A 26131-nucleotide genomic window follows, 5' to 3' on the forward strand; every position below is an offset into this window, starting at 1 on the left:
AGTAAGGCGGAGAGCGGGGCCGCGACCCCGCGGTGTTCTGCGAGGGCGGCCGATATCCGCACATCTGCTGCGTTGCTCACGCGTCTCGTCATTCCGACGTAGCTGCCGCTACGCCTCATTTCTCGGCGTGTGAGACGCCTTGCATCTGCACGAATCTCGACCGCCTTCAACGGTGGTGCTGAGGGCGGCCGATATCCGCACATCTGCCGCGTTACCCTCGGCCTTCAATCCTCGACGTAGCTTCCGCTACGCCTGTGGTTTCAGCCCTCGGGTGCCTTGCATCTGCACGAATCTCAGCCACCTTGAACCGGTTTGCTGACTTGGGGTGGTTCTGTTTTTTCTGATTTTTTTTTGGGTGTGAGGGCGGTCGTTACGCACCCGTTTGCGGTGTTGCACTCAGGCACGTCTCGACCGCCAGTGCTGGGGAGGCGTCGGCTCAGAACGGGAAAACCAGCGGGATCAGCAGGCTGCCGACCAGCCAGATCAGCAGGTTGAGGGGGGTGCCGACCTTCAGGTAGTCGACGAAACGGTAGCCGCCCGGACCCATCACTAGGGCGTTGGACTGGTGGCTGACCGGAGTCAGGAAACTGGCCGAAGCGGCCACCGCGACGGTCATGTAGAACGGTTGCGGGTTGACGCCGAGGTCGATGGCGGCTTCGAAGGCAATCGGCGCGATCAGTACCGCGGTGGCGGCGTTGCTCATCACCGCGGTGAGCAGGAAGGTGGCCAGAAACAGCCCGGAAAGAACCGCCCAGGGGCCGAGCGGGCCGAGCAGGTTGAGCATGAAATCAGCCAGCAGGCGTGCCGTGCCGCTACGTTCCATGGCGATTCCCAGGGGCAGGGTGCCGGCAATCAGGATGATGATCGACCAGTCGATGGCTTCGTAGGCCTCCTTGATCGTCAGGCAGCGGATCAGAACCATCGCCAGCGCCCCGAGGGTGGCTGCCAGCATGATCGGCATCAGGCTGGACGTCGCCAGGACGACGACGCCCAGCAGGATCAGGATGGCCGCCGGACCGCGGCGCGGCCGGAAGGGAACCCGGTCGACGTTGCCGAGCAGCAGAAAGCCATGGTCATGGCCGAGATGGATGGCCCGCTGCCTGGTTCCCTGCAGCAGCAGTACGTCACCGAAGCGCAGCACTACGTGATCGACCTTCTTCACCACCGGCGCGCCCTTGCGCCAGATGCCGAGTACCGTCAGTCCATGGGTGTCGGCAAAGCGGACGTCACGCAGGGTTTTGCCGACCATCTCCGACGTCGGGGTCAAAGCGGCCTCGACAACGACAATCTCTTCCTTGCTTGCTTCGATCGGAATGGGGTGTTCCGCTTCCTGGACCAGTTGCAGTCCTTTTTTTTCCCGCACCTTGAGAATGCCGGACGGATCCCCCTCCAGGAAAAGGATATCCCCGCTTTGCAGTTTGCGGTTTCTGTGAGGAAACGGGAACTTTTCCTTGCCGCGCAGCAGGGCCCGGATCTGCAGACCGAAATCACGTTCCAGCCCGCATCCGGAAATGGTTTTGCCGATCAGCGGGGAATTTTCCAGGAGTTCAACTTCGCTGATGTATTCCTTGACCTGGTAGGCCTCGGTGAGGGAACCGGCTTTGCGTTCCGGCAGCAGGTGGCGGCCGATAAGCAGCATGAAGAGAATGCCGCAGGCCAGCAGCACCAGGCCGACCGGGGAAAAGGAGAACATGCTGAACTCCTGGCCGGTGTGCTGCTTGAGCAGTTCGTTGACCAGGATGTTGGGTGGCGTGCCGATCATGGTGCAGACGCCGCCGAGCAGCGAACCGAAGGCGAGCGGGATGAGCAGCTTCGAGGGGCTCAGCCGGCTCTTCTGGGCGACGGCGGTGACCAGCGGCATGAGCATGGCGGTGGCGCCGATATTGTTGATAAAGGCCGAGAAGAGCGCGCTGGCGAACATGATCGCGGCGATCATACGGACTTCTGAGTTGCCGGAGATCTGCAACAGGCGTTCGCCGACAGGACCGAGGGCGCCGGTGTGCGTCAACCCGGCCGAGAGGACGAACATCGCCGCGACGGTGATCACCGCCGGGTTGGAAAATCCGGAAAACGCTTCCTGCGGGGTCACTAGGCCGGTAATGCCGACCGCGAGCAGCACCATCAGGCTGACGAGATCCATGCGGATCCACTCGGTGGCGTAGAGGATGATGGCGGTCAGCAGGATGATCAGGACCAGGGCGATGCTCATGGAGTCTCCGGGACTATGAAGGATTTGGGGATACCTGAATCAGTGAGTTTCTGTCGGATGGAGAGTGCAAGTGCTTGGTCCGAATGAGGTTTCCAAAAATCTGAAGCGCACCCATAGGTTCGCTGGTGATTTTTGGGAAGCTCAAGCGGATCAATGACCTGTGCTATCCGCCGACAAGGAGTTCACTGATTCAGGGATAAGTGTATCCGGTTCTAAGCCCGACTCAAGGAGTGGTGGTGCTGGGGGCGGCCGATACGCGCGCATCTGCTGCGTTGCTCCCGTACCTCTTCATTCCGACGTAGCTGCCGCTACGCCTCATTCCTCGGCACGTGAGACGCCTTGCATCTGCACACATCTCAACCGCCTCGGAACGGTGGTGTTGGGGACGGTCGATCCGCAGTTCCCATGAATTTTTTACAGGGAAATGTTACCGCCATCCCTGTTCCAGGAGATGAGAAGTTCACGGGTGGCCGGTTCCGGTTCCTTCGCCGCGAGAATGGCGCGAATGCAGGCGAACCCGGCGGCGGCGCAGTTTCTGACCGCGGCCAGGTTGTTCCGGTCGATGCCGCCGAGGGCGTAGACCGGCAGCCGGCCGGCGTGGCAGGCTTCGGCCAGGGCGGCGAGTCCGACCGGGGTGCCGTAGGGGAGTTTCGAGGGCGTGGCGAAAACCGGGCCGAAGGTGACGAAATCGGCCCCCGCGGCTTCGGCGGCGTGAAGTTCAGCGAGGCTGTGGGTGGAGACGCCGATCAGCCGCTCGGCACCGAGCAGGTCGCGGGCGACGGCGACCGGCAGTGAGTGCCCGCCGAGGTGGACGCCGTCAGCCTCGCAGGCCAGGGCGACATCAACGCGATCGTTGATCAGCAGACGGGCCTGATAGTCGGCGGTGAGCCGCCGTAGCTTTTCCGCCAGCGGCAGCAGTTGCGCCGCCGGCAGATCCTTTTCGCGCAACTGGACGAGTCGCGCCCCGCCGTCAAGGGCTTCGGCGACGGAGTGCAGCAGGTTGCCGTCGGCGACCGCCCGGCGGTCAGTGATCAGGTAGAGGGGCGGGGGCTCCATCGTCTGCTCAGTGGTTTGCGGCGTGCGCGTCGGGCCGCAGGAAGAGGCCGTCCCAGTCTTTCCAGACCGGGTCATAACCCTTCTCCCTGAGCATCGCCGCGAACTCGGCCGGAGTCCGTTCGTCGTCGATGGCGAATTGTTCGGTTGCCCGCTCTGCGCCGCTGTAGCCGCCGGGTGCGGTACAGCTGCCGGCGCTCATCTGGGTGATGCCGAGCGGCAGCAGGTGGTCGCGAAGTTCGGCGCTTTCCCGGGTCGAGAGGATCAGACCGGCATCGTTCAGCAGCAGGCGCATGGCGCAGATGAGTTGCACGAAGTGGCGGTCGGAGACCGTCACCGGCGGCTGGAAACCGCCGTCGGCCGGACGCATGCGCGGGAAGGACACCGACAACTGGCTGCGCCAGAAGTGGCGGGCCAGGTAGCGGCCGTGCAGACCGGTGAAGAAGGCTTCGCTGCGGAACGGTCCGAGGCCGAGCAGGGCGCCGATGCCGATCCGCCGCAGGCCGGCGGCGCCGCCCCGTTCCGGTGTGGCCAGGCGCCAGGCGTAATCCCGCTTTCTGCCGAACGGATGCAGCTGCTCGTAGAGTTCGGGGTTGTAGGTCTCCTGGTAGACAGTCAGGGTGTCGACGCCGGCGGCGACCAGGCGCGCGTACTCATCTTTCTCCATCGGGAAGACTTCGATGCCGATCGATGAAAAGAGCGGACGGACGCGTTCCACCGCCGCCACCAGGTAGTCGACCCCGGCGACCTTCGGCGCCTCACCGGTGAGCAGCAGCACGTGGCGGAATCCCTGTTTCGCCAGCACCCGGGCGTCGGCCTCGATTTCGTCCGCGTTCAGGGTGCGGCGCGGCAGCTTGTTGCCTGCGGAAAAGCCGCAGTAACGGCAGCCGTTGTGACATTCGTTGGACAGGTAGAGCGGCGCGTAGAGCAGGATGGTGTTGCCGAACCGGCGCCGGGTGATGCGGTGGGCTTTCTGCGCCAGCGGTTCCAGGTAATCTTCCGCGGCTTCCGAGAGCAGCGCCATGAAATCGGTCTCGCTCAGATGTTCGGCTGCCAGGGCGCGTTCGACGTCGGCGGCGGTCATGGCGGCGATCGCCTCCTCGACCCGTGCCGGGGTGTATTGCTGGATAATGTTGAGAAAACTCATATATGTTCCTTGCGGTCCATCCCGGTAGTTCGTGTCCCAGCTCGTGCGTGTTCAAACCGCCGAGAACATCATGGACATTGAACCGTCGTTTTCGGGGGGTGGAATTCTTGGCGCTCTTGGCGTCCTGGCGGCGGTATGGCTTATCAGTTTCCGTTCCGCAGAAATCCGGTCAACGGGCTGCTCGCTTCGGCCTGGACACGTTCCTCGCCAAGCCCGGCGAGGTAGCCCCCGCGGCCGGCTTCGACGGCCTTTTTGAACGCCGCTCCCATGGCGCCGGGGTCACGGGCGACCGCCAGGGCGGTATTCACCAGCACCGCGTCGGCGCCCAGTTCCATCGCCTCGGCGGCGTGACTCGGGGCGCCGAGCCCGGCATCGACCACCACCGGGACGATCGCCTGCTCGATGATGATGCGGATCTGGTCGCGGGTGCGGACCCCCTTGTTGGTGCCGATCGGCGCGCCGAGCGGCATCACCGTGGCGGTGCCGGCTTCCTGCAGATGCTTGGCCAGCACCGGGTCGGCGTTGATGTAGGGCAGAACCGTGAAGCCGTCCCTGACCAGGATCTCCGCCGCCTTGAGGGTTTCAATCGGATCGGGCAGCAGGTAGTAGGGGTCGGGGGTGACTTCCAGCTTGACCCAGGGGTCGCAGCCGGCGGCGCGGGCGAGGCGGGCGAGGCGGACCGCCTCCTCGGCGTCGCGGGCGCCGCTGGTGTTCGGCAGCAGCAGGTAGCGCTGCCGGTCGATATGGCTGAGCATGTCATCCTGGGGGTTCTCGACATCAACCCGGCGCAGGGCGACAGTGACGATCTCGGCGCCGGCACCCTCCATGGCGGCGACCATCGCCTGGTTGGAACTGAATTTTCCGGTGCCGACCAGCAGTCGGGAGTTGAAAGAGCGATCGGCGATGGTGAATTGATCGGACATGGGTGATTCCTTGTCAAATGAAAGGCAAGTGGTTCGGGACGCTGTCGGACAATCAAGGTCCAAAGGGCGAGTTTGCGAAGAGCATGGTCTTGTCCGTCAGCCGCCGCCGACGAACTGGACGATCTCCAGGCAGTCCTCTTCCAGCAGTTCGATGCTGCTGAACTGCTCGCGCGGGACCACGTCGCGGTTGCGTTCGACGGCAACGCGGGCGGTGTCGAGCTGCATCAGGCCCAGCAGCCCGGCGATGGTCAGTCCTTCATCGACCTGCCGTGGTTCTCCGTTGATGATCAATTGCATGACGTCACTCCTGTAGGGTCTTCTCCGAGCAGCAGTCGCAGTACGGCGTTGGCCTGGTGATGGGCGGCGACCCCGACCCTCGGTGCCATCAGCCCTTCGCCGGGGCCAGCGGCGCTGTCGCCGTCGCCGACCAGGTAGAAGTCGCGACCGGCGCGGCGGGTCAGGACCGTGTTGGCCGGTCCGAAGCCGGCCAGCCCGGAGGCGGCGACCACCGGTCTCCCGGGACAATGCAGCCGGAAACTTTCCAGCAGCATCGCCTTCTGGTCGGGCCGGTCGAAGGCTTCGACCAGCACCTGGACATCCGCGAAGATCGTCGCGGTGTTGTCGGCGGTCAGGCGGATATGGCGAGCTTCGATTTCGACATAGGGGTTGATGCGGCGCAGGTTTTCCGCCAGGGCCGTGACCTTGGGAAAGCCGAGCTGATCGACGAAATACTGTTGCCGGTTGAGATTGCTCGGCTCGACGATATCAAAATCGGCCAGGATCAGGCGGCCGACACCGACCCGCGCCAGGGCGATGGCAACGGCTGAGCCGAGCCCGCCGACACCGGCGATGCCGACGCAGGACTGCTTGATGCGGGCATGCACGCCGGGGGTGTGGCGGGCCATCAGCAGGGCTTCAAGTTCATCGGCCGAGGGAGTTTCTCCGCGGCGGATCAGCACCACCCGGTCGTCCGGCTGCAGCGGCTCGTCCCGGTCGCAGGGGAAACCGTTGCGGATCAGGATGTCGGCGTCCGGCTTGCTGCGGTCGCGCAGGGAGAAAAGGGTTTCTCCGTCCTTGATGTCGAGTGCCTGTTCGTTGAGATAGATACGCATAAAAGAAAACAGCCGCCTTGAAAAGAAGCGGCCGCAAACAGGTGGGACTGTTGTCGGTTGCCGCTTCCCTCCGCCGGCATCATCCGGATCAGGTTCAAAGGGTCATCCCGCCGTGGCGGAACTCTCAGTCGGTGACTCCCCTAGGGCATTGAACCGTCAAAGTAACAAGCGGTGGCCGATGCCGTCAACTCTTTTCCCCTCTTTTCCCCTTGCCCGCAGGGGATCTTTTGCTTACCATTGAGCCCTTTTCAAGTGACCCCATCCCGGAGTTTGACCATGAGTATTTCCACCCGTTATCGTGACCTGGCGGCCGAGGCCGCAGACCTGAATGCCCGGCTGAAGCAGGAGGCCGCCGAGGAGGGGGATCGCTGTGTCCGCCAGCTCGCCAAGGCGGTTGCCGCGCTGGAAGAGTTGCGTGAAGGGGTCGGTGAGATTCCCCAGATGCGTCTTGAACGTGAATTGACGCCGGTGCTGCTGCGGGCCCACAATGATATCGACCGGGCCCGCCTGTGGCTGGAAGAGGAGGATCGCGGCGACTGGTCGGCAAGGCTCTGGGGGTTGCAGCAGACGATCTATCGCCTGCTCAACGATCTTTAGCTGCGAGGGCGGCGGAGACGCACGCATCTGCTGCGTTGCTCGCGCCTTCAGTCGCTGCGACGTAGCCAGAGGCTACGCCTCACTCCCTCAGTTGCGAGGCGCCTTGCAGCTGCACGAATCTCGACCACCTTCAACGGTAGTGTGAGGGCGGCGGATACGCACGCATCTGCTGCGTTGCTCCCGCGCTTCGTCATTCCGACGTAGCTGCCGCTACGCCTCATGTTGCGAGGGCGGCCGATACGCACCCGCCTGCGGCGTTGCACTCAGCCTTCAATCCTCGACGTAGCTTCCGCTACGCCTGCGGTTTCAGACTTCGCGCGCCTTGCATGCAGGCACGTTTCGACCACCTTGAAGCAGTGGTGTTGAAGAGAAACGGCTATGAAATTGTGTCTGTTGGTTTAAATGCTTCCTCTGTGTAGCCCGTTTGTCTTCCTCCCTGCGTAGACCGCTTCACGCACCACCACTGCCGGGCGGTGCTACGCGAGCGCTGCGGGTTCCGTTGTCAGCATGGTTGCAAGGGGCAGTGTCCATGCCCGCCGCAGGCGATGGCCCTTTTCTGCTTCCTCTTTTGGGCCAGCAAAAGAGGAAGGCGGCGAGCGGGGCCGCGACCCCGCGGTTTTTCTGCGAGGGCGGCCGATAAGCATCCGCCTGCTGCGTTATGCTCACTCTTCGCTCCTGATGTAGCTGCCGCTACACCTCACTCCTTCAGTTGCGAGACGCCTAGCATCTACGCACGTCTCCACCGCCTCGAAGCGTCGGTGCTGGCTTTTTTGCGATCTTGCCGTTCCCCTCCCCCGTGGAAGCCACTGAACGGAGGGGACGGCCGGCGGAAACAGAGCCATGAATGTCTGAGGCGTAGCCGAGTTTTCATGGCTCCCGCCGGGCGGCTCCGGAGTGAAGGAACCCGCAGGGTGGCTTCGTCGGATGCCCTTCTTTTGCTTACTTTTCTTGGGCAAGCAAGAAAAGTAAGGCGCTGGCGGGCGCCCCCGCCTTTACTGCGAGGGTGGTGGGGGGACGGCGGATACGCACGCATCTGCGGCGTTGCTCACCGCCTTCAACGGTGGTGGGTCGGTCGATACGCACGCACCTGCGGCGTTGTCCGCGTGCATCAAGTGGTTGTGTGTGGCGCTTCAGATGATATGTGACGGGGCGGCTGCGGGGCGGTAATGGTAGCCGTTGTCATCCGGGGCCGTCAGCAGGTGGCAGCTGAGATAATGTTCCAGGTCCCGGACAAGCTCGTCGTCGTGGGTGAGGAACTGGATGCCCGCCTGGTAATGAAAGTTGTTTTCCGCGACGGGTTCTTGGGCGTAGACCACCTGGCAGGGGATTTCCAGCTCCTTCTTCTGTCCCAGCAGCGGGATCACGACCTCGAGGTTCTGTCCCGTGCGCAGCGGCCTGGTCGATGATTGCAGTTGCGCGCCTCCCGTTCCCAGAACATTGACCTCGCCGAGAAGATGTTCTCCCCGGTCGCAGACCAGGGCCGGAAGCCGGATCGACGCGCGCAGCTTCTTGCGGTCATACTGCGTCATGTGCTGTTGCAGGGCCCGATGCAGGGCGGGAATGTCCAGGGGATCGACCAGCTGGCTGCAGCCCGGCGGTGTCCGGGGGGATTGGCCTTCTCCGCAGCAGAGGATCGTGGCGGCGTTTTTCGTCTCTCGACTTCGGTATTTTTTGATCAGCGAGATTTCTTTTTCGCCCAGTGGCCGGTCAATCAGGGCCAGGTTCGCACCGTGGCCGGCCAGGGATGAAAACATCAGGTGACAGCGGGTGTAGGCGAAGACCCGGTAACCGAGTCGGCGCAGGATCCGTTCCAGTTGATGGTCTTCGTCGTTTTTTTTGAGTAGTCCGATAGCAGGCTGCGGCATGGGCATATCTCCCCCCTCCCGAGAGATCGGCGTGCTCAAGGCGGTCGACACAGATCTTCGCCGCCCCGCCTGACCTGCTGGTGCAAATCATTTTCCAATTCTGACCGAGACGGTGGCGTCAGGTTGATCCGTTGGGCATGATGGCGCTAACTGTCCTATAAGACATGGTTAATCTTTTTGTCGGAGTGGGTGGCGTGAGCTGTCGCGGGCCGCAGCCGGCAGACGGAATGCCCGCCGCGGCGTGAAAGGACGCACCCCGGTTCCGTCTTTTCGCCCGCCGGTATTCGGTCCGTCGCGCTTTTTTTGTGGCATGGTTGTTGCTGATTCAAAGGGCTTTTCAGATAGCTCCGGACATTCCCGTTTAAGAGGACGACTCTTCCATGCACCGCAAACTGCAGAATATTTTTTACGAGACCCGTGATCCCGAACTCTGCTGGGACGATATCGGTGGTTATGATGACGTCAAGCAGACCCTGCGTGAAATGGTCTGCCTGCCGATCCAGAAACCGGAGCTGATCGTCCGGCACAATCTCGGTCTGCCGGCCGGGGTGATGATGTGGGGACCGCTGGGCACCGGTATCACCATGCTCGCCGAAGCCTGCGCGAAAGAGGCGGGGGTCTCCTTTGTCTATATCTCCGGCCAGGAGATGCTCGGCAAGCATCAGGAGATGGTCGAGGCCTTCGATACCGCGATTCACGAGGCTCCCTGTATTCTCTTCATCTCCGATTGTGAATGGCTGGCGCCGCGGGCCGGCTGCGACTACGACTGGAGCCCGGGCAATCGTCGGGCGATCCCGCCGACCTTCGCCGACAAGGATCTGACCCGGCTGTTCATCGAGCAGGTCGACCGTATCAACGGCGTTTCCGGGGTGACCCTGCTCGGTTCCTGTTATCGTATCGACACCGTCGACCAGGCGCTGATCAAGGAGAAGAAGCGTTTCAACCGCAAGGTCTTCGTTCATCCGCCCACCGCCGGCGACCGGCGGGGCATGCTCGATATCTACATGGATAAAATGCCCAACCTCGCGCCGGGGATCGATCGGGACGCCCTGGCGGCCGCCGCCGAAGGTTATGTCGGTTGGGATATCGAAAGTCTCTGCAAGCGGGCCACGGTCAATGCCATCAAGGAGGACGCGACGGTGGTGACCGCGGCACACTTCGAGAAGGCGCTCAAGGAGGTGCGGCAGTTTCTGACTCCGGATATGGTGGAGAAGTATTGGGAGATACGGAACACAGACTGCCCCCACCACTATGAGTTCTAGGGGCGGTTCTTTTCCGCCAGCTCGGCGTTGGAGCGGCAACCCCCTTGTGCGACGTAGCTGCCGCTACGCCTCCGCGGGAATCGTCAGCCCGCCTTGATCTGACGAAAAATCCCTCGCCCTTCAGTGGTGCGGCAAGATGGACTCGCGCTTCGTTGACAGGTGCGAGGGGCGGGGTGTGAGGGCGGTCCTTGGCGCCATGCGTTCAAAAGCTCTCAACGCAGAGACGGAGAGGGGCAGAGGTGGGGAGACCCACAAGCCATTCTGGCTTGTGGGTTTAAACCCAGGCCGGATTTGATTCTCTTTGCGTCTCTCCCTCTCTGCACCTCTCCGTTAAAAAGGTTTTCCTGGTATGTTTTGGCGGCCAACGCTTTTTATCGCATGGTGAATCGACAGCACATGACCACACCGGCTCCCGACATCTTCGCCCGCATCTATGCCCGTCACGGCCATCGCTGCACCATGAGCACCCTCGGCGGGCGGATCGGTCTGGCGGTACTCCGCCTGCGAAGGGCGGAGTGGGAAGACGTGCGGGGCTGCTACCTGACACGAACCTGCGCGGTGGACGGTATCGTCGAGGTGACCGGTCTCAGCGAGGACGACGGCCGTCTGCAGGTGATACCCGAAGGTCGCCATCTGCTGCGCCTGGAACATGCCGCGGGGAGGCTTGAAATCGAACTTGCCCCGACGGCCCTCGAACTGGCCGGCAACTATCGTCGCCTCGGCTACCAGCTGGAGGCGGGGTGGGATGATCTTGATTTCGCCGAGCGTGAGCGTCGCGAAGGGCTGCGGGAAGAAGCTCTGGATGCGTTGCTGGTCAAGTTGTGGGAGATGGGCGATGACGAGCTGTTGCTGATCCGGGAAGAAAACCATGGCTGATCCCTGGTGGCAGCAATATCTCGGCGTGGTCTGGATGGAGATCGGCCGCATGTGGTGGATCTTCATCCTCTCGGCGCTGCTGGTCGGCCTGATCAAGGGTTACAAGCTCGATCTGCAGATCCGCGACGCCGTCAAGCGCAGCGGGCCGTTCGGTATCCTGGTCGCTATCGGCGTCGGCATGGTTTCTCCGCTCTGTGCCTGTGGTATTCTGCCGGTGGTGATTTCACTGGCGATGATCGGTACCCCGCTGGCGCCGCTGCTGGCGATCCTGGCAACCTCGCCGACCATGGGGCCGGATGCGTTGCTGCTCACCTGGCGCGGTCTGGGTATGGATTGGGCGATGTTGAAACTGGTCGGCTCCGGGGCTCTCGGGCTGGCGGTCGGCATGGCCACCCTCTGGGCACAGAAGCGCGGCTGGCTGGGGGCGGATGAGCTGCTGCTCAAGCCGGTTCTGCGTGAAGACGGGACCCTGGCTCCGGCGAAGGAGATCGGCGCCGCGGCCGGCATCGAGGTGCGTTCGATGCAGATTGTGCCCCGGTCCAGCAAGCTGCGTTTCATCTGGGACCGCAGTTGGGACGCGGCGCTTTTTACCGGCAAGTTCCTGTTGCTGGCGATCCTGCTGGAGGGACTGATCGTCACCCTGGTGCCGATGCAGTGGATCACCATGCTGGTCGGTCAGAAGAGCATCGTTTCACCGCTGGTGGCTTCGGTCATCGGTCTGCCGCTGCCGACCAACCAGATTCCGATCATTCCCATTCTGGCCGGGCTGCTGCAACGCGGCATTGACCAGGGCGCCGCCTACACTCTGCTGCTGGCGGGACCGGTTTCGAGCCTGCCGGCGATGGTGGCCCTGAACGGCATGTTCCGGCGACGGGTGCTGGTCCTCTTCCTCGGGGTCAGCCTGACCGTCTCTGTTCTGCTCGGCTGGGGCTGGCAGTTGATGAAGTTCTGACGTTCGTTGTCTTCCCTGTCGACGGCTTTTTGCCGCTGGAGTCCGATTGTGAGAGTCGTTGCCTGTTTTTTTCTCCTGCTGATACTTTTTTTTTCCGCCGGATGTTCCTGGCTTGGTGGAACCCCCGCAGGTCCGCTGTTGAGCGGCCGAACCATGTTGCACGGGCAACCGGCCGCCGGCATCCGTGTGGAAGCCTACCCGGCGGGCAGTTATTCCCTGGCGGAGCCCGCACCCTATGCGTCTCCGGCCAGTGACGCCGAGGGGCGTTTCGCTCTCCACCTGCCGGCGGGACGGTACTACCTGCTGGCGCGGGGGCGGGGGCTGTTCGCCTACTACGGTCGCAATCCGGTCATCCTCGGCGAGGAGGGAGTACGTGATCTCAATATCGGCCTGGTTCGGGACGCGAAACAGGAACCGGAACTGGACCCGATGGTTGTCAGCGGAGCGCTGATCCGGGTCAGTCTCAATGGTGAACCGCTTCCCGGCGCGACCCTCTATGCCTATCTCGATCTGACCAGTGAGATGAAAGGGATGGGCTATGCCATGACCGGCCCGAGTGACGATGAGGGCATCGCCGAACTGGCGCTGCCGGCCGGAACCTATTACCTGCTGGCCCGCAAGCGTGCCGACGGCAGCGGGGTCGGCCCGCTGCGGGCCGGTGACTTCACCGGCTACTATCCCGGCAACCCGGTCCAGGTCCACGAAGGCGAGGTGCTGCGGCTCGACATCCCGATGCTGCAGGTTCCGGAAAAGAGCGCCGATCTGCAGCAGAGCCTGTTCGGTCGGACCTCCCTGGCCGGGGTGATCCGGGACAGCTCCGGGAAACCGGTATCCGGCGCGCGGGTGGTGGTCTACCGCGACAGCCGGATGCTCAACCGTCCCGACTATGTTTCCAACCCGACCGGCGCCAACGGCCGGTTCCTGATCTCCCTGCCGGAAGGCGGCCGCTACTACCTGGCCGGTCGCAACACCCTCGGCGGCGCGCCGGGCCCGGGAGATCTCTACGGCACCTGGAACGGCAGTGACGATCATTCCCTGGTGGTCAAAACCGGTCAGCATCTGCGGGACATCGAGATTGTGGTGGAGGAGATGTGGTGAGGCGCCTGCTGGTTGTCGCACTGCTGCTGCTCACCGGTTGCGCCGGTCTGAAGGCCGGCGGCCGAACCCTGCTGGAGGACCGTACCATCAACACCGATACCGTCTGGCAGGGGGATTACCTGGTTGACGGCAAGGTGCGGGTGGTCGGCGGCGCGACCCTGACCATCATGCCGGGAACCCGACTGTTTTTCGTTCGTCGGGATCGTGACCGGGACGGCCTCGGCGATGCCGCCATCGAGGTCGAACATGGCTCGCTGGTGGCCCTGGGTACGGCCCGGCAGCCGATCGAATTCCGCAGTGCCGAAAAAGATCCGCGGCCGGGTGACTGGCTGGAAATCAAGGTCGATTTCGCCCGCAAGCTGCAGCTTTCCTATTGCCTGATCCGTGACAGTGCCCATGGTCTGCATGCTCATTTCAGCAAGGGTTCGCTGGAGGATTCAGTGCTGCGGAACAACATCGACGGCACCCGTTTCGGTCAGGGACGGTATGCGGTACGCCGCTGCCTGGTGGTCGGCAATCGCGGCAAGGGCCTCAATTTCCGCAACAGTGAAATGGAGATTCGCGACAATATTCTGCGCGGCAATCGTGCCGGTCTGTTCATTTTTGAAACCGACCGGCCGCTGACGGTGGTCGGCAATAATTTCGTCGCCAACCGGCACCATGTCCGTCTCGGGGATTTTTTTCGCGGCGACATCAGGCTCGGCCGCAACTGGTTCGGAACGCGTGATCGCCGAAAGATCGATGCCCTGCTCTATGACCGTGGAGAGGATGCGACCATCGGCAGCCTGCAGGCCGAACCGACCGACAGCTGGTTGCCCGGAACCGGACCGCGTCCCGCGGCGCTGCGCCTGGAACCGGATACTGAATTGTTCGGTGGTGGGTTTTTCGATGCCGGCGCGGTCAGTGACGGTCAAACGCTTTACCTCCCCGGATGGGATGGTTCGGCCTACGCCTTCGACAGTCGTGGACAACTGGTCTGGAAGCAGGCGCTCGGCGAGGTGGCCGATGCCGATCCGGCGCTGGATGATGAACGCCTCTACCTGCAGACCTGGGGGCGGGAGGTGCTGGCGCTTGACAGGAGCAACGGCCGTCCGCTGTGGCGTTTTCGTTATCCCGAATCGGTCCATGACGACCATCGCCAGGGCGGGCTGGTCCGGATTGGGGAACAGCTGCTGGTGCCGGCCTGGAACGGACGTCTTTACGCCCTTGACGCGGGCAGCGGCAAGCTGCTTTGGGAGCAGGACTGCGGGGCTCCGCTGCGTGCCGCGCCGGCGGTTGCCCGGGGGCGTATCTTTCAGCCCGGCGGCAGCGGCCGACTGAGCATCCTCTCGCTTGACGGGCAGCTGCTGAACACGCTCGACCTGGGCGCGCCGCTGCTGTCGACGCCGTCGGTGACCGCCGTAGGGGTCATCCTGGTCACTCGCGGGGGAGTGGTACTGGCTTTCGATGATGACGGCCGGCAGCTGTGGCGGCGCGACCTGGCCGAGACCTGCTATTACGGGGCGCCGGTCTTCAGTGACGGACTGCTCTATCTCGCCACCGCCGCCGGGCGGCTGCACTGCCTGACCGCCGACCGGGGAGAACTGCTCTGGAGTGTCGACCTTGCGGGCCCCTCCTATGCCACGCCGCTGGTTGCCGGGGGGCGGATATTCGTCGGTGACAACCGTGGCGTGATGCAGGTTTTTAACGCATTGAACGGTGACCCGCTCGCCCGGGCGGATTTCACCAATGCCATTCAGTCGACCCCGCTGCTGATTGACGGGCGACTGGTTTTCGGCGCCCGTGACAGCCGGATCCATTTTCTGCGGCTGCGCGAGGACTGATTCAATACTGAGTTTTCGCAACGCCATCATTGCTGAAGGAGAAACCATGGAAGAGAAGAAGGGGACGCAGAACCAGCAGGAGCTGCGCATCGAAATCCAGCTTGATGAAGAAACCGCCCAGGGCTGCTATGCCAACCTGGCGGTGGTCAATCATACCGATGCCGAGTTTACCCTCGATTTCATTTTTGTTCAGCCCCAGGCACCGCGGGCCAAGGTGCGTTCGCGGGTGATCACCTCGCCGCGGCATGTCAAGCGGTTGATCCAGGTGCTGCAGGAGAACATGGCGCGTTACGAAGCCCGGTTCGGGCCGGTGACGGTCGAGCCCGGGCCGGAACGGGAACCGGTCGGGCATTATCACTGAGGCCGCTGGCACGGAACTTGTTTGTATGTCCGGAGGTTCCAGCCTCCTTGCGGTGGTTTTTCTCAGGAGAAGGATGTCATGAAACAGAAAGTTCGTTTGCTGGTCGGTTGTTTCGTCGTGCTGCTGGTCTGCCTGTCGTTGTCGCCGGGGAGCGCTCGGGCCTGCGTCGGCAAGACCCTGGTCCTCGGCGCGGTCAACAATCCTCAGCAGCAGGTTCTCGCGCAACTACTGGCGGTGCTGATCAGTGAACGGACCGGGACCACGGTCAAGGTGGTCAATTTCGACAATCACCGGCAGATTCACCAGGCCTTGCTGAAGGCTGACCTCGACATGTACATCGAGTATACCGGCGCCGGGCAGGTTGACATCCTCCATGGCGAACCGATCACCGACGCGAAACAACTCTACCAGGCGGTGAAAAAGACCTACAATCAGGATCTCAACCTGATCTGGCTCAAGCCGCTTGGTTTCAGTGCCGAGGGGGTTGCCCCCCCCGGGGTTCCGGCCGAGGCGGCGCCGGTGGTACGCAAGGACACGCTGAAAAAGTTCCCCGCCCTGGCGCGCCTGATCAACAAGCTCGGCGGCCGGGTTGATCAGGATGAAATCAGGCAATTGGAAACCGCGGCCGCCAGTCAGCCGCCGCGCCGGGTGGCCCGGGCTTTCCTCAAACAGAAACGACTGATCTAGTGAATCGTCGCGCCTTCATCCGCCGCAGTCTGCAGGTTGCGGCCCTGACGGCCGTCGGAGGTCTTCCCTGCCTTGATCTGCAGGCCCTGCCGGCGGTCGCGGCCGACCCGCCCCTGGCTCTGCGCAAGGGTACCGATATCCCCCGGCTGGTGCGTGAAACGGTTGCCGCCCTGGGCGGCATGCGGCGATTTGTCAAACCGGGGGAGACGGTGGTGGTCAAGCCGAATATCGGCTGGGACCGTACCGTTGAGATGGCCGCCAATACCCACCCCGAGGTTGTCAGGGAAGTTGTCCTGCTCTGTCTTGAAGCCGGTGCCGGGCGGGTGAGGGTGTTCGACCGGACCTGCAATGATCCGCGTCGCTGTTACCGCCAGAGCGGTATCGAGGATATCCTGCGGGAGATTCCCGACAAGCGGCTGCGGGTCGAACACATGGATCGCCGCGCCTATCACGAGCTGGCTATCGCCGGCGGCGTCAAGCTGAATCGCTGGTCCTTTTACCGGCCCGCCCTAGAGGCGGACCGCTTTATCAACCTGCCGATCGCCAAGCATCATTCGATCTCGGGCCTGACTCTCGGGATGAAGAATGTCATGGGAGTGATCGGCGGCAATCGCGGGGTCCTGCACCGCGGTATCGATCAGGCCCTGGTTGACATCAACCAGGTGGTTCACACCGATCTGACCATCATCGACGCGACCCGCATCCTGGTCGCCAACGGTCCCCAGGGAGGACGGCTGGAGGATGTTGAAGTGCGCAACACCCTGATCGCGTCCCCCGATATTGTCGCCGCCGATGCCATGGGCACCACTCTCTTCGGCCTGCAGCCGGCGGATCTCCCCTCGGTCGTTGCCGGTGCCCGTCGCGGGCTCGGGGTGATGGACCTTGACCGGGTGCGGATGGTCTGATGAACGGTCTGCGCCGCCTGCGGATCGTCTGCCAGCTCGGCTGCCTGCTCGGCTTCTTCTGGCTGTTTGTGGCCACTGAATATCGTGGTCTGGATGAACTCCCTTACCCGGTCTCGCTGCTCTTCCGCATCGACCCGCTGGCCGCCCTGGCCGATTTCTTCGCCCCCGGCGCCTTCGCCTGGCGCCTGCTCTGGCCGGCACTGCTGGTCATCGTCGCGACCGGTCTGCTCGGACGTTTCTTCTGTGGCTGGATCTGTCCGTTGGGAACCACCCTCGACGGTGCCGGCAGACTGCTGAAAAGCCCCGGCGGCAGGCCCCGCCCGGGGCTGCGCAAGATCAAGTACCTGCTGTTGCTGGGCCTTTCCGCCGCCGCCCTGTTCGGCGTCCAGGTTTTCGGCTGGTTTGACCCCTTAAGCCTGTTTCTGCGTACCCTGACCTTCAGTCTCTATCCGGTCTACAACCTGTTCGCCAACCGGGTTTTCGATTTTTTCTATGACCATCAACTGCCGCTGATTTCTGACCTGGTCAATGGCGCCTATCCCTTCTGGCGCGATCACCTGATGGCCTTTCAGCAGCCGGTTTTTGCCCTCGGGCTTTTTACCGCGCTGGTTTTTCTCGCGGTGCTGCTGCTGGAAAAGTTCGAGCGTCGTTTCTGGTGCCGCAACCTCTGCCCCCTCGGCGCTCTGCTCGGTCTCTGTTCCCGTCACGCGCTGGTGCGCCGTGAACCGGCGTCGCTGTGCAGTGACTGCAGCCGCTGTCAGAGCGCCTGCCGCATGGCGGCAACCGGCAGCGACGGCCACGCCCGCAGTGAATGCGTCCTCTGTTTCGAGTGCACTGAATACTGCCCCGCAGAGCGGGTCCGTTTCGGTTTTCACAGCCGTGAAGGATCCGGGCAGGTCGATCTGCGGCGCCGCGAGGTGGTCACCGCTCTGGCGGTCGGGGCATTGGTCGGTCCGACCGCTTCCATTGCCCCGGCGGCGGCTTCCGCCGATTCCTACCTGCTGCGACCGCCGGGAGCGGTGGCCGAAGATGAATTCCTGCGCCGCTGCATCCGTTGTGGAGAATGTCTCAAGGTCTGTATCGGTCGGGCCCTGCAGCCAGCCTGGCTCGACGCCGGCCCGCTCGGGTTGTGGACCCCGCGCCTGGTGGCGCGTTTCGGCTACTGTGAATACAACTGCACCCTCTGCGGGCAGGTCTGTCCGACCGGGGCCCTCCGCCCGCTGACACTTGAACAGAAGCACAAGACGGTCATCGGCCTGGCGGTTCTCGACAAGGACCGCTGTCTGCCCTATGCCCGCAATGAAGAATGCCTGGTCTGTGAGGAACATTGTCCGACCGGTCGCAAGGCGATTGTTTTTGAACAGAAGCAGGTCCTGGTGCGGAGCCGGATCAAGATGTTGAAAATTCCGCGGGTGGTGGGAAAGCTGTGCATCGGTTGCGGTATCTGCGAAACCAGGTGCCCGGTCGAGGGGCGCTCCGCGATTCGGGTCACGAACGAGAACGAAAGCCGCAGGAAGCGTGATGGCCTGGCCTGGAAGGCTGATGAAAAACGCCCATCTGCTTGATAGTGTTGCTGTTGCTGGTGCCGCCCGGCCTGCTCCGGGCCCAGTCCGCCGACCGGAGAAGAACGTCAGGCCACCATCGCTTCGACCCGGTTGCGGCCGGCGCGCTTGGCGTTGTAGAGGGCGTAGTCGGCCTCCCGGATCAGGTCATCGAGTGACTGAACCGTATCCGCCGGCGTGGTGGCGATGCCGAAACTGGCGGTCATCCGCAGTTGACTCAAATCTTCGAAAACCAGTTTTTCGGTGGCCTGCCGGAGCCGCTCGGCGACCTGCGCCGCTTCTTCAATGCCGGTTTCCGGCAGGATCAGGGCAAACTCTTCGCCGCCGTAGCGGGCGGCGGTGTCGTACTGCCGCAGGTGTTGCTTGAGCAGCGTGGCGAGTCCCTGCAGAACCGCATCCCCCTTCTGGTGCCCGTAGGTGTCGTTGATGGTTTTGAAATGATCAATATCGATCATGATCATCGACAGAGGGGCGTTCTTTCGCTGGCTGCGCTCGAATTCCTTGGCCAGCCCCTCCATCATGAAGCGGCGGTTGTTGAGTCCGGTCAGCGGGTCGGTATGCGAGAGTTCCAGCAGCATCTGGTTGCTCTTTTTGAGCTTGTCCTGCAGTGACTTGATTTTCAGCTGCACCTTGACCCGGGCGATCATTTCGGCCGGGTCGAAAGGCTTGGTGACATAGTCGCTGGCTCCCTCTTCCAGTCCGCGGACCTTGGTTTCACTGTCCTCGCGTCCGGTCAGCATGATGATCGGGATATCCTGCAGTTCTTCCCGGCTGTTCATCATCCTCAGAAATTTGAAGCCGTCCATCCCCGGCATTTCAACATCACAGAGAATCAGGTCGATCGGTCGATTCAGGGCGGTTTTGAAGCCCTCGATGCCGTCACCGGCCTCGTAGACGAATTTGAACAGGGATTTTTCCTTCAGGATATCGATGACCTGCTGCCGGGCAAGTTTCGAATCGTCAATGATCAGGATGGCTGATTTCATAGGTTCCTCGTCTTCGAACAGGAGATGGTCCCTATTTATAACGTCCCGGCAGGCGTTGTAAAGTTTCTCAGCGGGTATAATGGTAGAAAGCACTGCCGCCCCTTACCGTAGGAGGTGTCTTATGTCGTTGGTCAAGACCTGGTATGAACCGCAGGCCGCTGCTGATAAATTCGGTATTCCTCTTTCCCGGGTGAAGGCCTGGGTCGATGACGGACTGGTCCGGTTCGAGAATGAAGAGGGAAAACTTGTCCGCGTCAATATTGACGATGTGAGACTGGAAGTTGAGACCATGGTACGCTTCAACTGACCCGGACTATAGTTCTTTTCGACTCCTGTCATCAAACCATTAGCCCGTTTTTTTTCTGCCCGGCAGGGAAGGAAAACTGTTTGACATGAGGCCTGATTGCACCCTGGTGGTGATCGGCGGCGGAATTGTCGGTCTGGCGACTGCCCGAAAGTTGCTCGAAGTACGGCCTGGATTGCGGTTGCAGGTGCTGGAAAAGGATGCCGAGGTCGCCTGTCAGCAGACCGGTCACAACAGCGGTGTCATCCATTCCGGGCTCTATTACCGGCCAGGTTCCCTCAAGGCCCGTCTCTGCGGAGAGGGGCGGGAAGCGTTGTATGACTATTGCCGGCGGCGGGAGATTCCCTTTGAACGCTGTGGGAAGCTGGTTGTGGCGCTGGATGCGGAAGAAGTCCAGCGCCTTGAAGCTCTGCAGCGACGCGGCGAGGCCAACGGGCTTGAGGGCCTGCAGTGGCTGGATAAGGCCGGACTGAAGCGGTATGAGCCGCATGTCGCGGGGATCTCCGGACTGTGGGTGCCCCAGACCGGGGTGGTTGACTATCGCCGGGTCGCGGCGGCCCTGGCCGAGGATATCGAGGCGGCCGGGGGAGAGGTGGTGACCGGTTGCCGGGTCGGGCGTATTCGGCCTGCCGGGGATGGTTTCTTCCTTGAGACCAGCCGTGGCCGCAGGCGCTGTCGTTACCTGGTCAACTGCGCCGGTCTGCAGAGCGACCTGGTCGCGCGGCGCGCCGGTCTTGACCCGGCGGTACGCATCGTACCGTTTCGCGGCGAGTATTATCATCTCGGCGAGCGGGGGGCTGGACTGGTCCGGCACCTGATCTACCCGGTACCGAATCCCGACCTGCCCTTTCTCGGTGTTCATTTCACCCGCGGCATCGATGGTCGGGTCGAGGCCGGGCCGAACGCGGTGCTGGCCTTCAAGCGTGAAGGGTACCGGCGCTGCGATGTCTCTCCCATTGATCTTCTGCAGACCCTGAGTTATCCGGGGTTCTGGAAAATGGCCGCCGGATTCTGGCGGATCGGCATCGCCGAATGTCACCGTTCCCTGAGCCGTCAGGCATTCCTCGCCGATCTGCAACGCCTGTTGCCGGACCTGAACGCCGCCGATCTGCGGGATTGGGGCAGCGGCGTCCGTGCCCAGGCGGTGGATCGGCACGGGACGCTGGTCGATGATTTCGTCATCGCGTCGGCGCCGGGCATGATCCATGTTCTCAACGCGCCCTCGCCGGCGGCGACCGCCGCGCTGGCGATTGCCGGAGAGATTGTGCGGCGGGCGCAGGAGGAATTCGGACTTTGATTTTCTCCCGGGAGCGCTGGCGAACGGGCGCGAAACTGCTTTTTTCGATTCTTAATCTCAGCAGCCTCCGCTGCAGTCACAGCTCGCTTCCTTGCCGGTCAGCCAGCCGTAGATGATGGCACTGGCGCAGCCGACCCCGGCTTCGACCTTGAGGGCGTCAAAGGCGCAGTTTTTGGCGCAGGCACCGCATTCCATGCAGCGCTCGCGGGCGTCGATGCGGGCCTTGCCGTCCTCCACCCGCAGTACGGCGTGGGGGCAGACCTGTTGGCAGAGTCCGCAGCCGGTACACTTCCCGCTGTCCAGTTGAAGACTGACGTATTCGTTCAGATAAGCATATTCGCGCATCGCGGGACTCCTTTCAAAAAGCCGCCCAGAGCCAGCTTCCGGCAGCAATCAGGAGTGCCGCCGCCTGCAGGGGGATTGACCGGCGCATTTCCTTTTCCACCCCGGACGGGGAGGTGAAGGTGCTGGAGCCGGTAAAATTCATCGCGTACCAGGAGGCGATGGCCGGCAGGGCCAGCAGCAGGGCGAATCCGTCAGCCGTGCCGAGGTCCCGGCCGAAGATCAGCAGCGTCAGTAGCGCGATGATGCTGCCGACCAGCGCCCCCTTTGCGGCAAAGGGCCGCCAGGGCAGCCAGGGCAGCAGTATCGGCGTGATGACCGCTCCGGCCAGCAGGCCGGCGATAAAGACCAGCAGCGCCCCGCCGCCGCGATGGACGAGCGCGTTGAAACTGAAAATCGAGGGGCCGATGCCGCCGAGAATCAGCACCGCCAGCAGCGCGTAGAGGGTCGGTCGACCGAGCCCGGTCAGTTCGACCGGGGTCAGAATCAGGCGGTCCCCGGTACTGAAACGGACGCGTCGCATCTCTTCGCCCGCCTGATATCCGGCATCGAGAAAGGCCGGCAGGTCGCTTGCCCGCACCGGGCCATAGATGACTTTGAAGCCGCAGTCGCGTCTGACCTCGTGGCCGGCAACGCCCGGCGCTCCGAGTTGCGGGACGATCAGCCGGCGGTGGCTGACGACCCGGTCCAGTCCGGTCTCTCTGACCCGACGGATGATTTCCTCTGTACCGAAGGTTCCCTTGCCGGCGGCACACCAGACGTTGATGCCGTGGGTTTCGAGGACCAGCAGCCAGAGATCGTGCCCCTGCAGTTCCCTGCGCAGGGCGTCGAAGCTGAGCTTGTAGTTGGCGCTGACCAGGACATCGGAATCGGCATCGGGGTTGCCGACGGCGTAGAGGCCGGGTGCGACCCGGTAACGGTCGCGACCGATGCCCCAGCGCATCTGCCAGCGACCGATATGGTCGAGGGTCGTCAGGCGGGTGCTCACCTGCGGCACCTCACCGACCGGCGTCGGCAGGAAGCCGCAGACGAAGTGCCAGAGACGGTGACCGGGGCGTTCCCAGCTATGGCGGATGGCGGTGTCATCCTCAGTGCAGCAACTGCTTTCGGTTGTCGTTTCGCAGCACCCGGGGGTGCCGCTGCCCTCCACTGCCGATGTTGGTGGTGAACAGCAGGAGGATATGCTGTCCTCCCGCGTCGAATCTGTCCGCGGCGGGCAGCAGGAAGATGTTGCCGGGTTATCGGCGGGTTTCGCTGTTTCGCTTTCAGCCGGTCCGCAGCTGCATTTCTGCTGTGATGAAGCGGGTTCTGCCATCGTTTTCTCCACCCTGATACTAGGTTGTCCTGAATCAGTGAACCCCTTGTCGGCGGATAGTGCAAGTCATTCATCCAACAGGAACCCACTATGAAAAAAGCCGGTCCGCATCTTAACGCGAACCGGCCCGGGGGTAAAGAATTCCGCGACTGGGGACTGTCTCAGATCGGGCGCCCGCCCATTGCCTTGAGGGTCGCATGGGCGTTGCGCAGCAGCTTTTCGGTCGTCTGCCAGTCAATGCACTTGTCGGTGATCGAGACGCCGTATTCCATTTTGCCGCGATCCTTCTGGATCGGCTGGTTGCCGGCCTTGAGATTGCTCTCGATCATCAGCCCGCAGATCGAGCGGTTGCCGGCCCTGAGCTGTTCGAGCACGCTGTCCAGAACCACGGCCTGGCGGTTGTGATCCTTGTTGCTGTTGCCGTGGCTGCAGTCGATCATGATGCCGCGGCTCAGGCCGGCTTTTTCAAGCTCCTGCTCAGTCGTCGCCACATCTTCGGGAGAGTAGTTGGGGCGGTTGCTGCCGCCGCGCAGGACGATATGAACATCCGGGTTGCCGATGGTATGCACGATGGAGGTGCGGCCCTCGCGGTTGACGCCAAGGAAGTAGTGGCTGTGATGGGCGGCCTGCATGGCGTCGAGAGCGATCCTGAGATTGCCGTCGGTGCCGTTCTTGAAGCCGACCGGGAAGGAAAGACCGCTGGCCATTTCCCGGTGGGTCTGGGATTCGGTGGTACGGGCACCGATTGCCCCCCAGCTGATGAGGTCGGCCAGGTACTGCGGGGTGATGGTGTCAAGCATCTCCCCGGCGATCGGGATCTGCAGCGAGGTGATGTCACTGAGCAGCCGCCGGGCAATGCCGAGTCCCTTGGAAATCAGGTGGGAGCCGTCGAGGTCGGGATCGTTGATCAGGCCCTTCCAGCCGATGGTGGTGCGCGGTTTCTCGAAGTAGACCCGCATCACCAGCAGCAGCTGGTCTTCCACTTCGCGGCTGAGAACCGACAGTTTCTCGGCATACTCCAGGGCCGCTTTCGGGTCATGAATGGAGCAGGGGCCGACGACGACGAACAGCCTGCGATCCTCACCCTTGAGAATATTCTTGATCGCATCGCGCGATTCGGTGACGAAGGCGGCGTCACGTTCACTGACCGGCAGAACCTGCTTCAGTTCCGCCGGGGCGATGATCGGGGTCAGGCCGCTGACGTTGAGGTTGTTGGTGCGCATCATGAGGGTTATCCTTTGGTCGGCGGTGGGTCTTGTTTTGCGCTTAATAAACAATGGTTTAGCAGCGACAAAGCAGTCATCTGAAGCGTGCGGCGGTACTGTAGCGGTTTTACCGGCGGTTGTCAAAAAGACCGCCCGGGGCCGCCTGCCGAAAGGTTTGACAGGCATGGCACGATTCTGTATAAATGTCCTTTGATCGTAATTTTTTCTCGTAAAAACCAAGGGTTAGAAAGGGTCGTCGAAGGCCATGGGGATTATCTTCGAGTCGTTGATCAGTATTGTCAACCTGGTTTTTCAAATCTACCTTTTCATTGTCATCGGTCGGGCTCTGATCTCATGGGTCAATCCCGATCCCTACAATCCGATCGTGCGCTTTCTGCACAACGCGACCGAACCGGTTCTGTACCGCATTCGCCGCCTCATCCCGCTGCAGTTCGGCGGGTTTGATTTTTCGCCGATCATCCTGATGCTGGCCCTGGAGGTCGGTCGCAAGCTGGTGGTCGGGCTGATCGTGATGCTGGCGGGAAGCATGGGGGCCTGGTGATGGCGATTACCCCGATTGATATTCAGCAGCACCAGTTCAAGACCCGGTTGCTCGGCTACGATACCGCCGGAGTCGACCAGTTCCTGGAAATGGTCGCCGATGAGCTGGAGCGCGTCAGTCGTCAGCACCAGGAGGTCAGGGAAGAGCTCGCCCGCACCCGCTCCTCGCTGCAGGAGATGCAGCAGCGGGAGTCGACCCTCAAGGAAACCCTGCTGACCACCCAGAAGATGGTGGAGGATATCAAGTCCAACGCCCGCAACGAGGCGGAAATCATCCTCACCGAGGCGGAGCTGAAGGCCGAACGGGTGGTGCGGGATGCCGAGCAGCGCCGCATCCAGCTGATCAACGAAATCCAGGAGATCAAGCGGCAGAAGATTTCCTTTGAAACCTCGCTGCGGGCGCTGGTGGAAAGCCACATGCGACTGCTTGACCTTGAGGTTGTCGAACTTGAAAATGCCCGCCGGGATGAAAAACTGCTGGAGGAGCCGCTCCCTTTCGATGAAGCCTCCGCTCCCCTGCTGGTCCCCGAGGATGACGAGGAGGATTGATGCCCTGCCTGCAGAGTACGGCCGACGGCGTCGTGCTGGCCATCCTGGTTCAGCCCCGGGCAAGCCGCAACCAGCTGGTCGGAATGCAGGGGAATGAATTGAAGGTGCGCCTGACCTCGCCGCCGGTGGAGGGGGCCGCCAATAAGCTCTGCGGCCGGTTTTTCAGTAAGCTGTTCGGTATTGCCCGGGGGCAGGTCGAACTCATAGCGGGAGACAAATCCCGCCATAAACGCCTGCTGCTGCATGGCGTTTCCGAGTCCGACGCCCGTCGGGTCCTCTCCGAATACCTGCCTTCCGACTCCTGAATCAGTCCAGATAGGTCCTGAACAGCGGCCGCAGTGAATCAAGTTCCTCTTCGATGCCGACCGGCACCTGGCGGGCGAGGATGTCGAGGATGACCAGGGCGTTGAGGGTTGAGTCCTGGTTGACAATCCGATGCAGGCGGTTGGCCAGTTGCCGGTTGACAATGCGCAGGTCGGTGTAGATGGTATACAGCCCCGCCAGATTCAGGTCGGCATCCTTTCCCACCCGAGATCGAAAGTATTGACCCAGCAGGTACATGCTTACGGCCCGGTAGAGGGTTTCATGTTCGTTGGCCAGGGGCAGGTGGAAACGGGCCATCGGTTTGAACCAGGCGGTGCGTGGACAACCGCTGACCGCCAGCAGCAGGCCCATCAGTGAACCCAGGGCTTTCTGGGCGGTGATGCTGCCGCGGATGATGCGTTCCGGAGTGACCACTTCCAGCACCAGTTGCTCGTGGGAGACCAGGTCACTGCAGCAGTCGACCAGGGGGGCGATGGCGGCTGCCGCCGGGCAGAAGGGGATCTGGGAGGTCTGCAGGGGACAGTGGGGGCACTGGTGGAAGTCGAGGGCTGCCCATTCCGGAGGATCCTGCCGCGGTCGGTCAAGCAGATCGAGGTTTTTCGAGTCGAGCGCCAGGTGGAAGCGGACGGTTTCTCCGGGAGGCAGCAGACAGCGATATTCAATGGCCAGTGGTTGCATGGAACGTTTTGCTCACAGGGTTGCCTGAATTCGTGGGTTCCTGTTGGATGGAAAGTGCAAGTGCTTGGTCTGAATGGGATTGCCAAAAATCTGAAGCGCACCCATAGGTTCGCTGGTGATTTTTGGGAAGCTCAGGCA

Annotated in this window: 27 protein-coding genes and 1 riboswitch; of the genes, 15 read left to right on the forward strand and 12 right to left on the reverse strand. The window is 62.5% G+C overall.

Features of this window, described 5'->3' with window-relative positions:
• Positions 1–436 precede the first annotated feature (436 nt).
• From B5V00_RS15875 to thiF, 6 genes are all read right to left on the reverse strand, one after another.
• Positions 437–2209, reverse strand: coding sequence for an SLC13 family permease (locus tag B5V00_RS15875; RefSeq protein ID WP_085011789.1), 1773 nt, complete (start codon positions 2207–2209; stop codon positions 437–439).
• Between the two features lie 414 nt (positions 2210–2623).
• Positions 2624–3265, reverse strand: a complete 642-nt coding sequence (thiE, locus tag B5V00_RS15880; RefSeq protein ID WP_085011790.1) for a thiamine phosphate synthase — start codon at positions 3263–3265, stop codon at positions 2624–2626.
• 7 nt (positions 3266–3272) lie between these two features.
• Entirely contained in the window at positions 3273–4409 is a 1137-nt protein-coding gene (thiH, locus tag B5V00_RS15885) for a 2-iminoacetate synthase ThiH (protein ID WP_085011791.1), read from the reverse strand.
• A gap of 143 nt (positions 4410–4552) precedes the next feature.
• Positions 4553–5332: a thiazole synthase gene (locus tag B5V00_RS15890; RefSeq protein WP_216355503.1), complete on the reverse strand. Its 780-nt coding sequence runs from the start codon at positions 5330–5332 to the stop codon at positions 4553–4555.
• A 96-nt stretch (positions 5333–5428) separates the two neighbouring features.
• On the reverse strand, positions 5429–5629 hold the full coding sequence (gene thiS, locus B5V00_RS17335; RefSeq protein ID WP_103116147.1) for a sulfur carrier protein ThiS: 201 nt from the start codon (positions 5627–5629) through the stop codon (positions 5429–5431).
• The gene (gene thiF / locus B5V00_RS15895; protein WP_085011792.1) at positions 5620–6444 is read right to left on the reverse strand and encodes a sulfur carrier protein ThiS adenylyltransferase ThiF; all 825 of its coding nucleotides are present in this window, start codon (positions 6442–6444) and stop codon (positions 5620–5622) included. The genes thiS and thiF overlap by 10 nt, the downstream gene beginning before the upstream one ends.
• 48 nt (positions 6445–6492) lie before the next feature.
• A riboswitch (TPP riboswitch) is annotated at positions 6493–6596 on the reverse strand.
• 124 nt (positions 6597–6720) lie between these two features.
• Here thiF and B5V00_RS15900 point away from each other — a divergent pair.
• On the forward strand, positions 6721–7041 hold the full coding sequence (locus tag B5V00_RS15900; RefSeq protein WP_085011793.1) for a hypothetical protein: 321 nt from the start codon (positions 6721–6723) through the stop codon (positions 7039–7041).
• 1130 nt (positions 7042–8171) lie between these two features.
• Here B5V00_RS15900 and B5V00_RS15905 read toward each other — a convergent pair.
• Complete coding sequence (locus B5V00_RS15905; RefSeq protein ID WP_172399787.1) at positions 8172–8906, reverse strand: PilZ domain-containing protein; 735 nt, start codon at positions 8904–8906, stop codon at positions 8172–8174.
• A 380-nt stretch (positions 8907–9286) separates the two neighbouring features.
• Here B5V00_RS15905 and B5V00_RS15910 point away from each other — a divergent pair, with 380 nt between their 5' ends.
• The 9 genes from B5V00_RS15910 (at position 9287) to B5V00_RS15950 (ending at position 18435) form a co-directional block, all read left to right on the forward strand.
• Complete coding sequence (locus B5V00_RS15910; RefSeq protein WP_085011795.1) at positions 9287–10168, forward strand: AAA family ATPase; 882 nt, start codon at positions 9287–9289, stop codon at positions 10166–10168.
• 396 nt (positions 10169–10564) lie between these two features.
• Positions 10565–11044, forward strand: a complete 480-nt coding sequence (locus B5V00_RS15915; protein ID WP_172399788.1) for an FmdE family protein — start codon at positions 10565–10567, stop codon at positions 11042–11044.
• Complete coding sequence (locus tag B5V00_RS15920) at positions 11037–11996, forward strand: permease (RefSeq protein WP_085011797.1); 960 nt, start codon at positions 11037–11039, stop codon at positions 11994–11996. Before B5V00_RS15915 ends, B5V00_RS15920 begins: the two co-directional genes overlap by 8 nt.
• 153 nt (positions 11997–12149) lie before the next feature.
• Positions 12150–13094 (forward strand): hypothetical protein, encoded by a 945-nt coding sequence (locus tag B5V00_RS15925; RefSeq protein WP_139800811.1) that lies wholly within the window; start codon positions 12150–12152, stop codon positions 13092–13094.
• Positions 13091–14917 (forward strand): outer membrane protein assembly factor BamB family protein, encoded by a 1827-nt coding sequence (locus tag B5V00_RS15930; RefSeq protein ID WP_085011799.1) that lies wholly within the window; start codon positions 13091–13093, stop codon positions 14915–14917. Before B5V00_RS15925 ends, B5V00_RS15930 begins: the two co-directional genes overlap by 4 nt.
• A 46-nt stretch (positions 14918–14963) precedes the next feature.
• Positions 14964–15278 carry a DUF3467 domain-containing protein gene (locus B5V00_RS15935; protein WP_085011800.1) on the forward strand — a complete coding sequence of 105 codons (315 nt, stop codon included), beginning with the start codon at positions 14964–14966 and terminating at the stop codon, positions 15276–15278.
• Between the two features lie 78 nt (positions 15279–15356).
• Entirely contained in the window at positions 15357–15965 is a 609-nt protein-coding gene (locus tag B5V00_RS15940) for a glycine betaine ABC transporter substrate-binding protein (protein WP_085011801.1), read from the forward strand.
• On the forward strand, positions 15965–16870 hold the full coding sequence (locus B5V00_RS15945) for a DUF362 domain-containing protein (RefSeq protein WP_085011802.1): 906 nt from the start codon (positions 15965–15967) through the stop codon (positions 16868–16870). Before B5V00_RS15940 ends, B5V00_RS15945 begins: the two co-directional genes overlap by 1 nt.
• Positions 16870–18435: a 4Fe-4S binding protein gene (locus B5V00_RS15950; RefSeq protein ID WP_085011803.1), complete on the forward strand. Its 1566-nt coding sequence runs from the start codon at positions 16870–16872 to the stop codon at positions 18433–18435. Before B5V00_RS15945 ends, B5V00_RS15950 begins: the two co-directional genes overlap by 1 nt.
• Before the next feature lie 65 nt (positions 18436–18500).
• Here the strand turns inward: B5V00_RS15950 and B5V00_RS15955 are convergent, their stop codons facing one another.
• Positions 18501–19418, reverse strand: coding sequence for a diguanylate cyclase (locus B5V00_RS15955; protein ID WP_085011804.1), 918 nt, complete (start codon positions 19416–19418; stop codon positions 18501–18503).
• 121 nt (positions 19419–19539) lie between these two features.
• Here B5V00_RS15955 and B5V00_RS15960 point away from each other — a divergent pair, with 121 nt between their 5' ends.
• Together B5V00_RS15960 and lhgO are read left to right on the forward strand one after the other, a co-directional pair.
• Positions 19540–19725: a MerR family transcriptional regulator gene (locus tag B5V00_RS15960; protein WP_085011805.1), complete on the forward strand. Its 186-nt coding sequence runs from the start codon at positions 19540–19542 to the stop codon at positions 19723–19725.
• An 85-nt stretch (positions 19726–19810) separates the two neighbouring features.
• Positions 19811–21019, forward strand: a complete 1209-nt coding sequence (gene lhgO, locus B5V00_RS15965; RefSeq protein WP_085011806.1) for an L-2-hydroxyglutarate oxidase — start codon at positions 19811–19813, stop codon at positions 21017–21019.
• 57 nt (positions 21020–21076) lie between these two features.
• Here the strand turns inward: lhgO and hgcB are convergent, their stop codons facing one another.
• The 3 genes from hgcB to B5V00_RS15980 all read right to left on the reverse strand — a co-directional run bounded on the left by hgcB (position 21077) and on the right by B5V00_RS15980 (position 23902).
• Positions 21077–21364 (reverse strand): mercury methylation ferredoxin HgcB, encoded by a 288-nt coding sequence (hgcB, locus tag B5V00_RS15970; protein ID WP_085011807.1) that lies wholly within the window; start codon positions 21362–21364, stop codon positions 21077–21079.
• 13 nt (positions 21365–21377) lie between these two features.
• Positions 21378–22676, reverse strand: a complete 1299-nt coding sequence (gene hgcA / locus B5V00_RS15975) for a mercury methylation corrinoid protein HgcA (RefSeq protein ID WP_085011808.1) — start codon at positions 22674–22676, stop codon at positions 21378–21380.
• 161 nt (positions 22677–22837) lie between these two features.
• A complete protein-coding gene (locus B5V00_RS15980) occupies positions 22838–23902 on the reverse strand; it encodes a 3-deoxy-7-phosphoheptulonate synthase (RefSeq protein WP_085011809.1) in 1065 nt (354 codons plus the stop codon).
• Between the two features lie 244 nt (positions 23903–24146).
• Here B5V00_RS15980 and B5V00_RS15985 point away from each other — a divergent pair, with 244 nt between their 5' ends.
• Genes B5V00_RS15985 through B5V00_RS15995 form a run of 3 tightly spaced genes read left to right on the forward strand, consistent with a single transcriptional unit; the run spans position 24147 to position 25296 of the window.
• Positions 24147–24443 (forward strand): YggT family protein, encoded by a 297-nt coding sequence (locus B5V00_RS15985; RefSeq protein WP_085011810.1) that lies wholly within the window; start codon positions 24147–24149, stop codon positions 24441–24443.
• Positions 24443–24991, forward strand: coding sequence for a DivIVA domain-containing protein (locus B5V00_RS15990; protein ID WP_085011811.1), 549 nt, complete (start codon positions 24443–24445; stop codon positions 24989–24991). The genes B5V00_RS15985 and B5V00_RS15990 overlap by 1 nt, the downstream gene beginning before the upstream one ends.
• Positions 24991–25296, forward strand: a complete 306-nt coding sequence (locus B5V00_RS15995; protein WP_085011812.1) for a DUF167 domain-containing protein — start codon at positions 24991–24993, stop codon at positions 25294–25296. Before B5V00_RS15990 ends, B5V00_RS15995 begins: the two co-directional genes overlap by 1 nt.
• Before the next feature lies 1 nt (position 25297).
• Here B5V00_RS15995 and B5V00_RS16000 read toward each other — a convergent pair whose 3' ends face one another.
• Positions 25298–25993, reverse strand: coding sequence for a DUF6901 family protein (locus B5V00_RS16000; RefSeq protein ID WP_085011813.1), 696 nt, complete (start codon positions 25991–25993; stop codon positions 25298–25300).
• Positions 25994–26131: the final 138 nt, after the last annotated feature.

It is taken from the genome of Geothermobacter hydrogeniphilus (assembly GCF_002093115.1).
GTDB lineage: Bacteria > Desulfobacterota > Desulfuromonadia > Desulfuromonadales > Geothermobacteraceae > Geothermobacter_A > Geothermobacter_A hydrogeniphilus.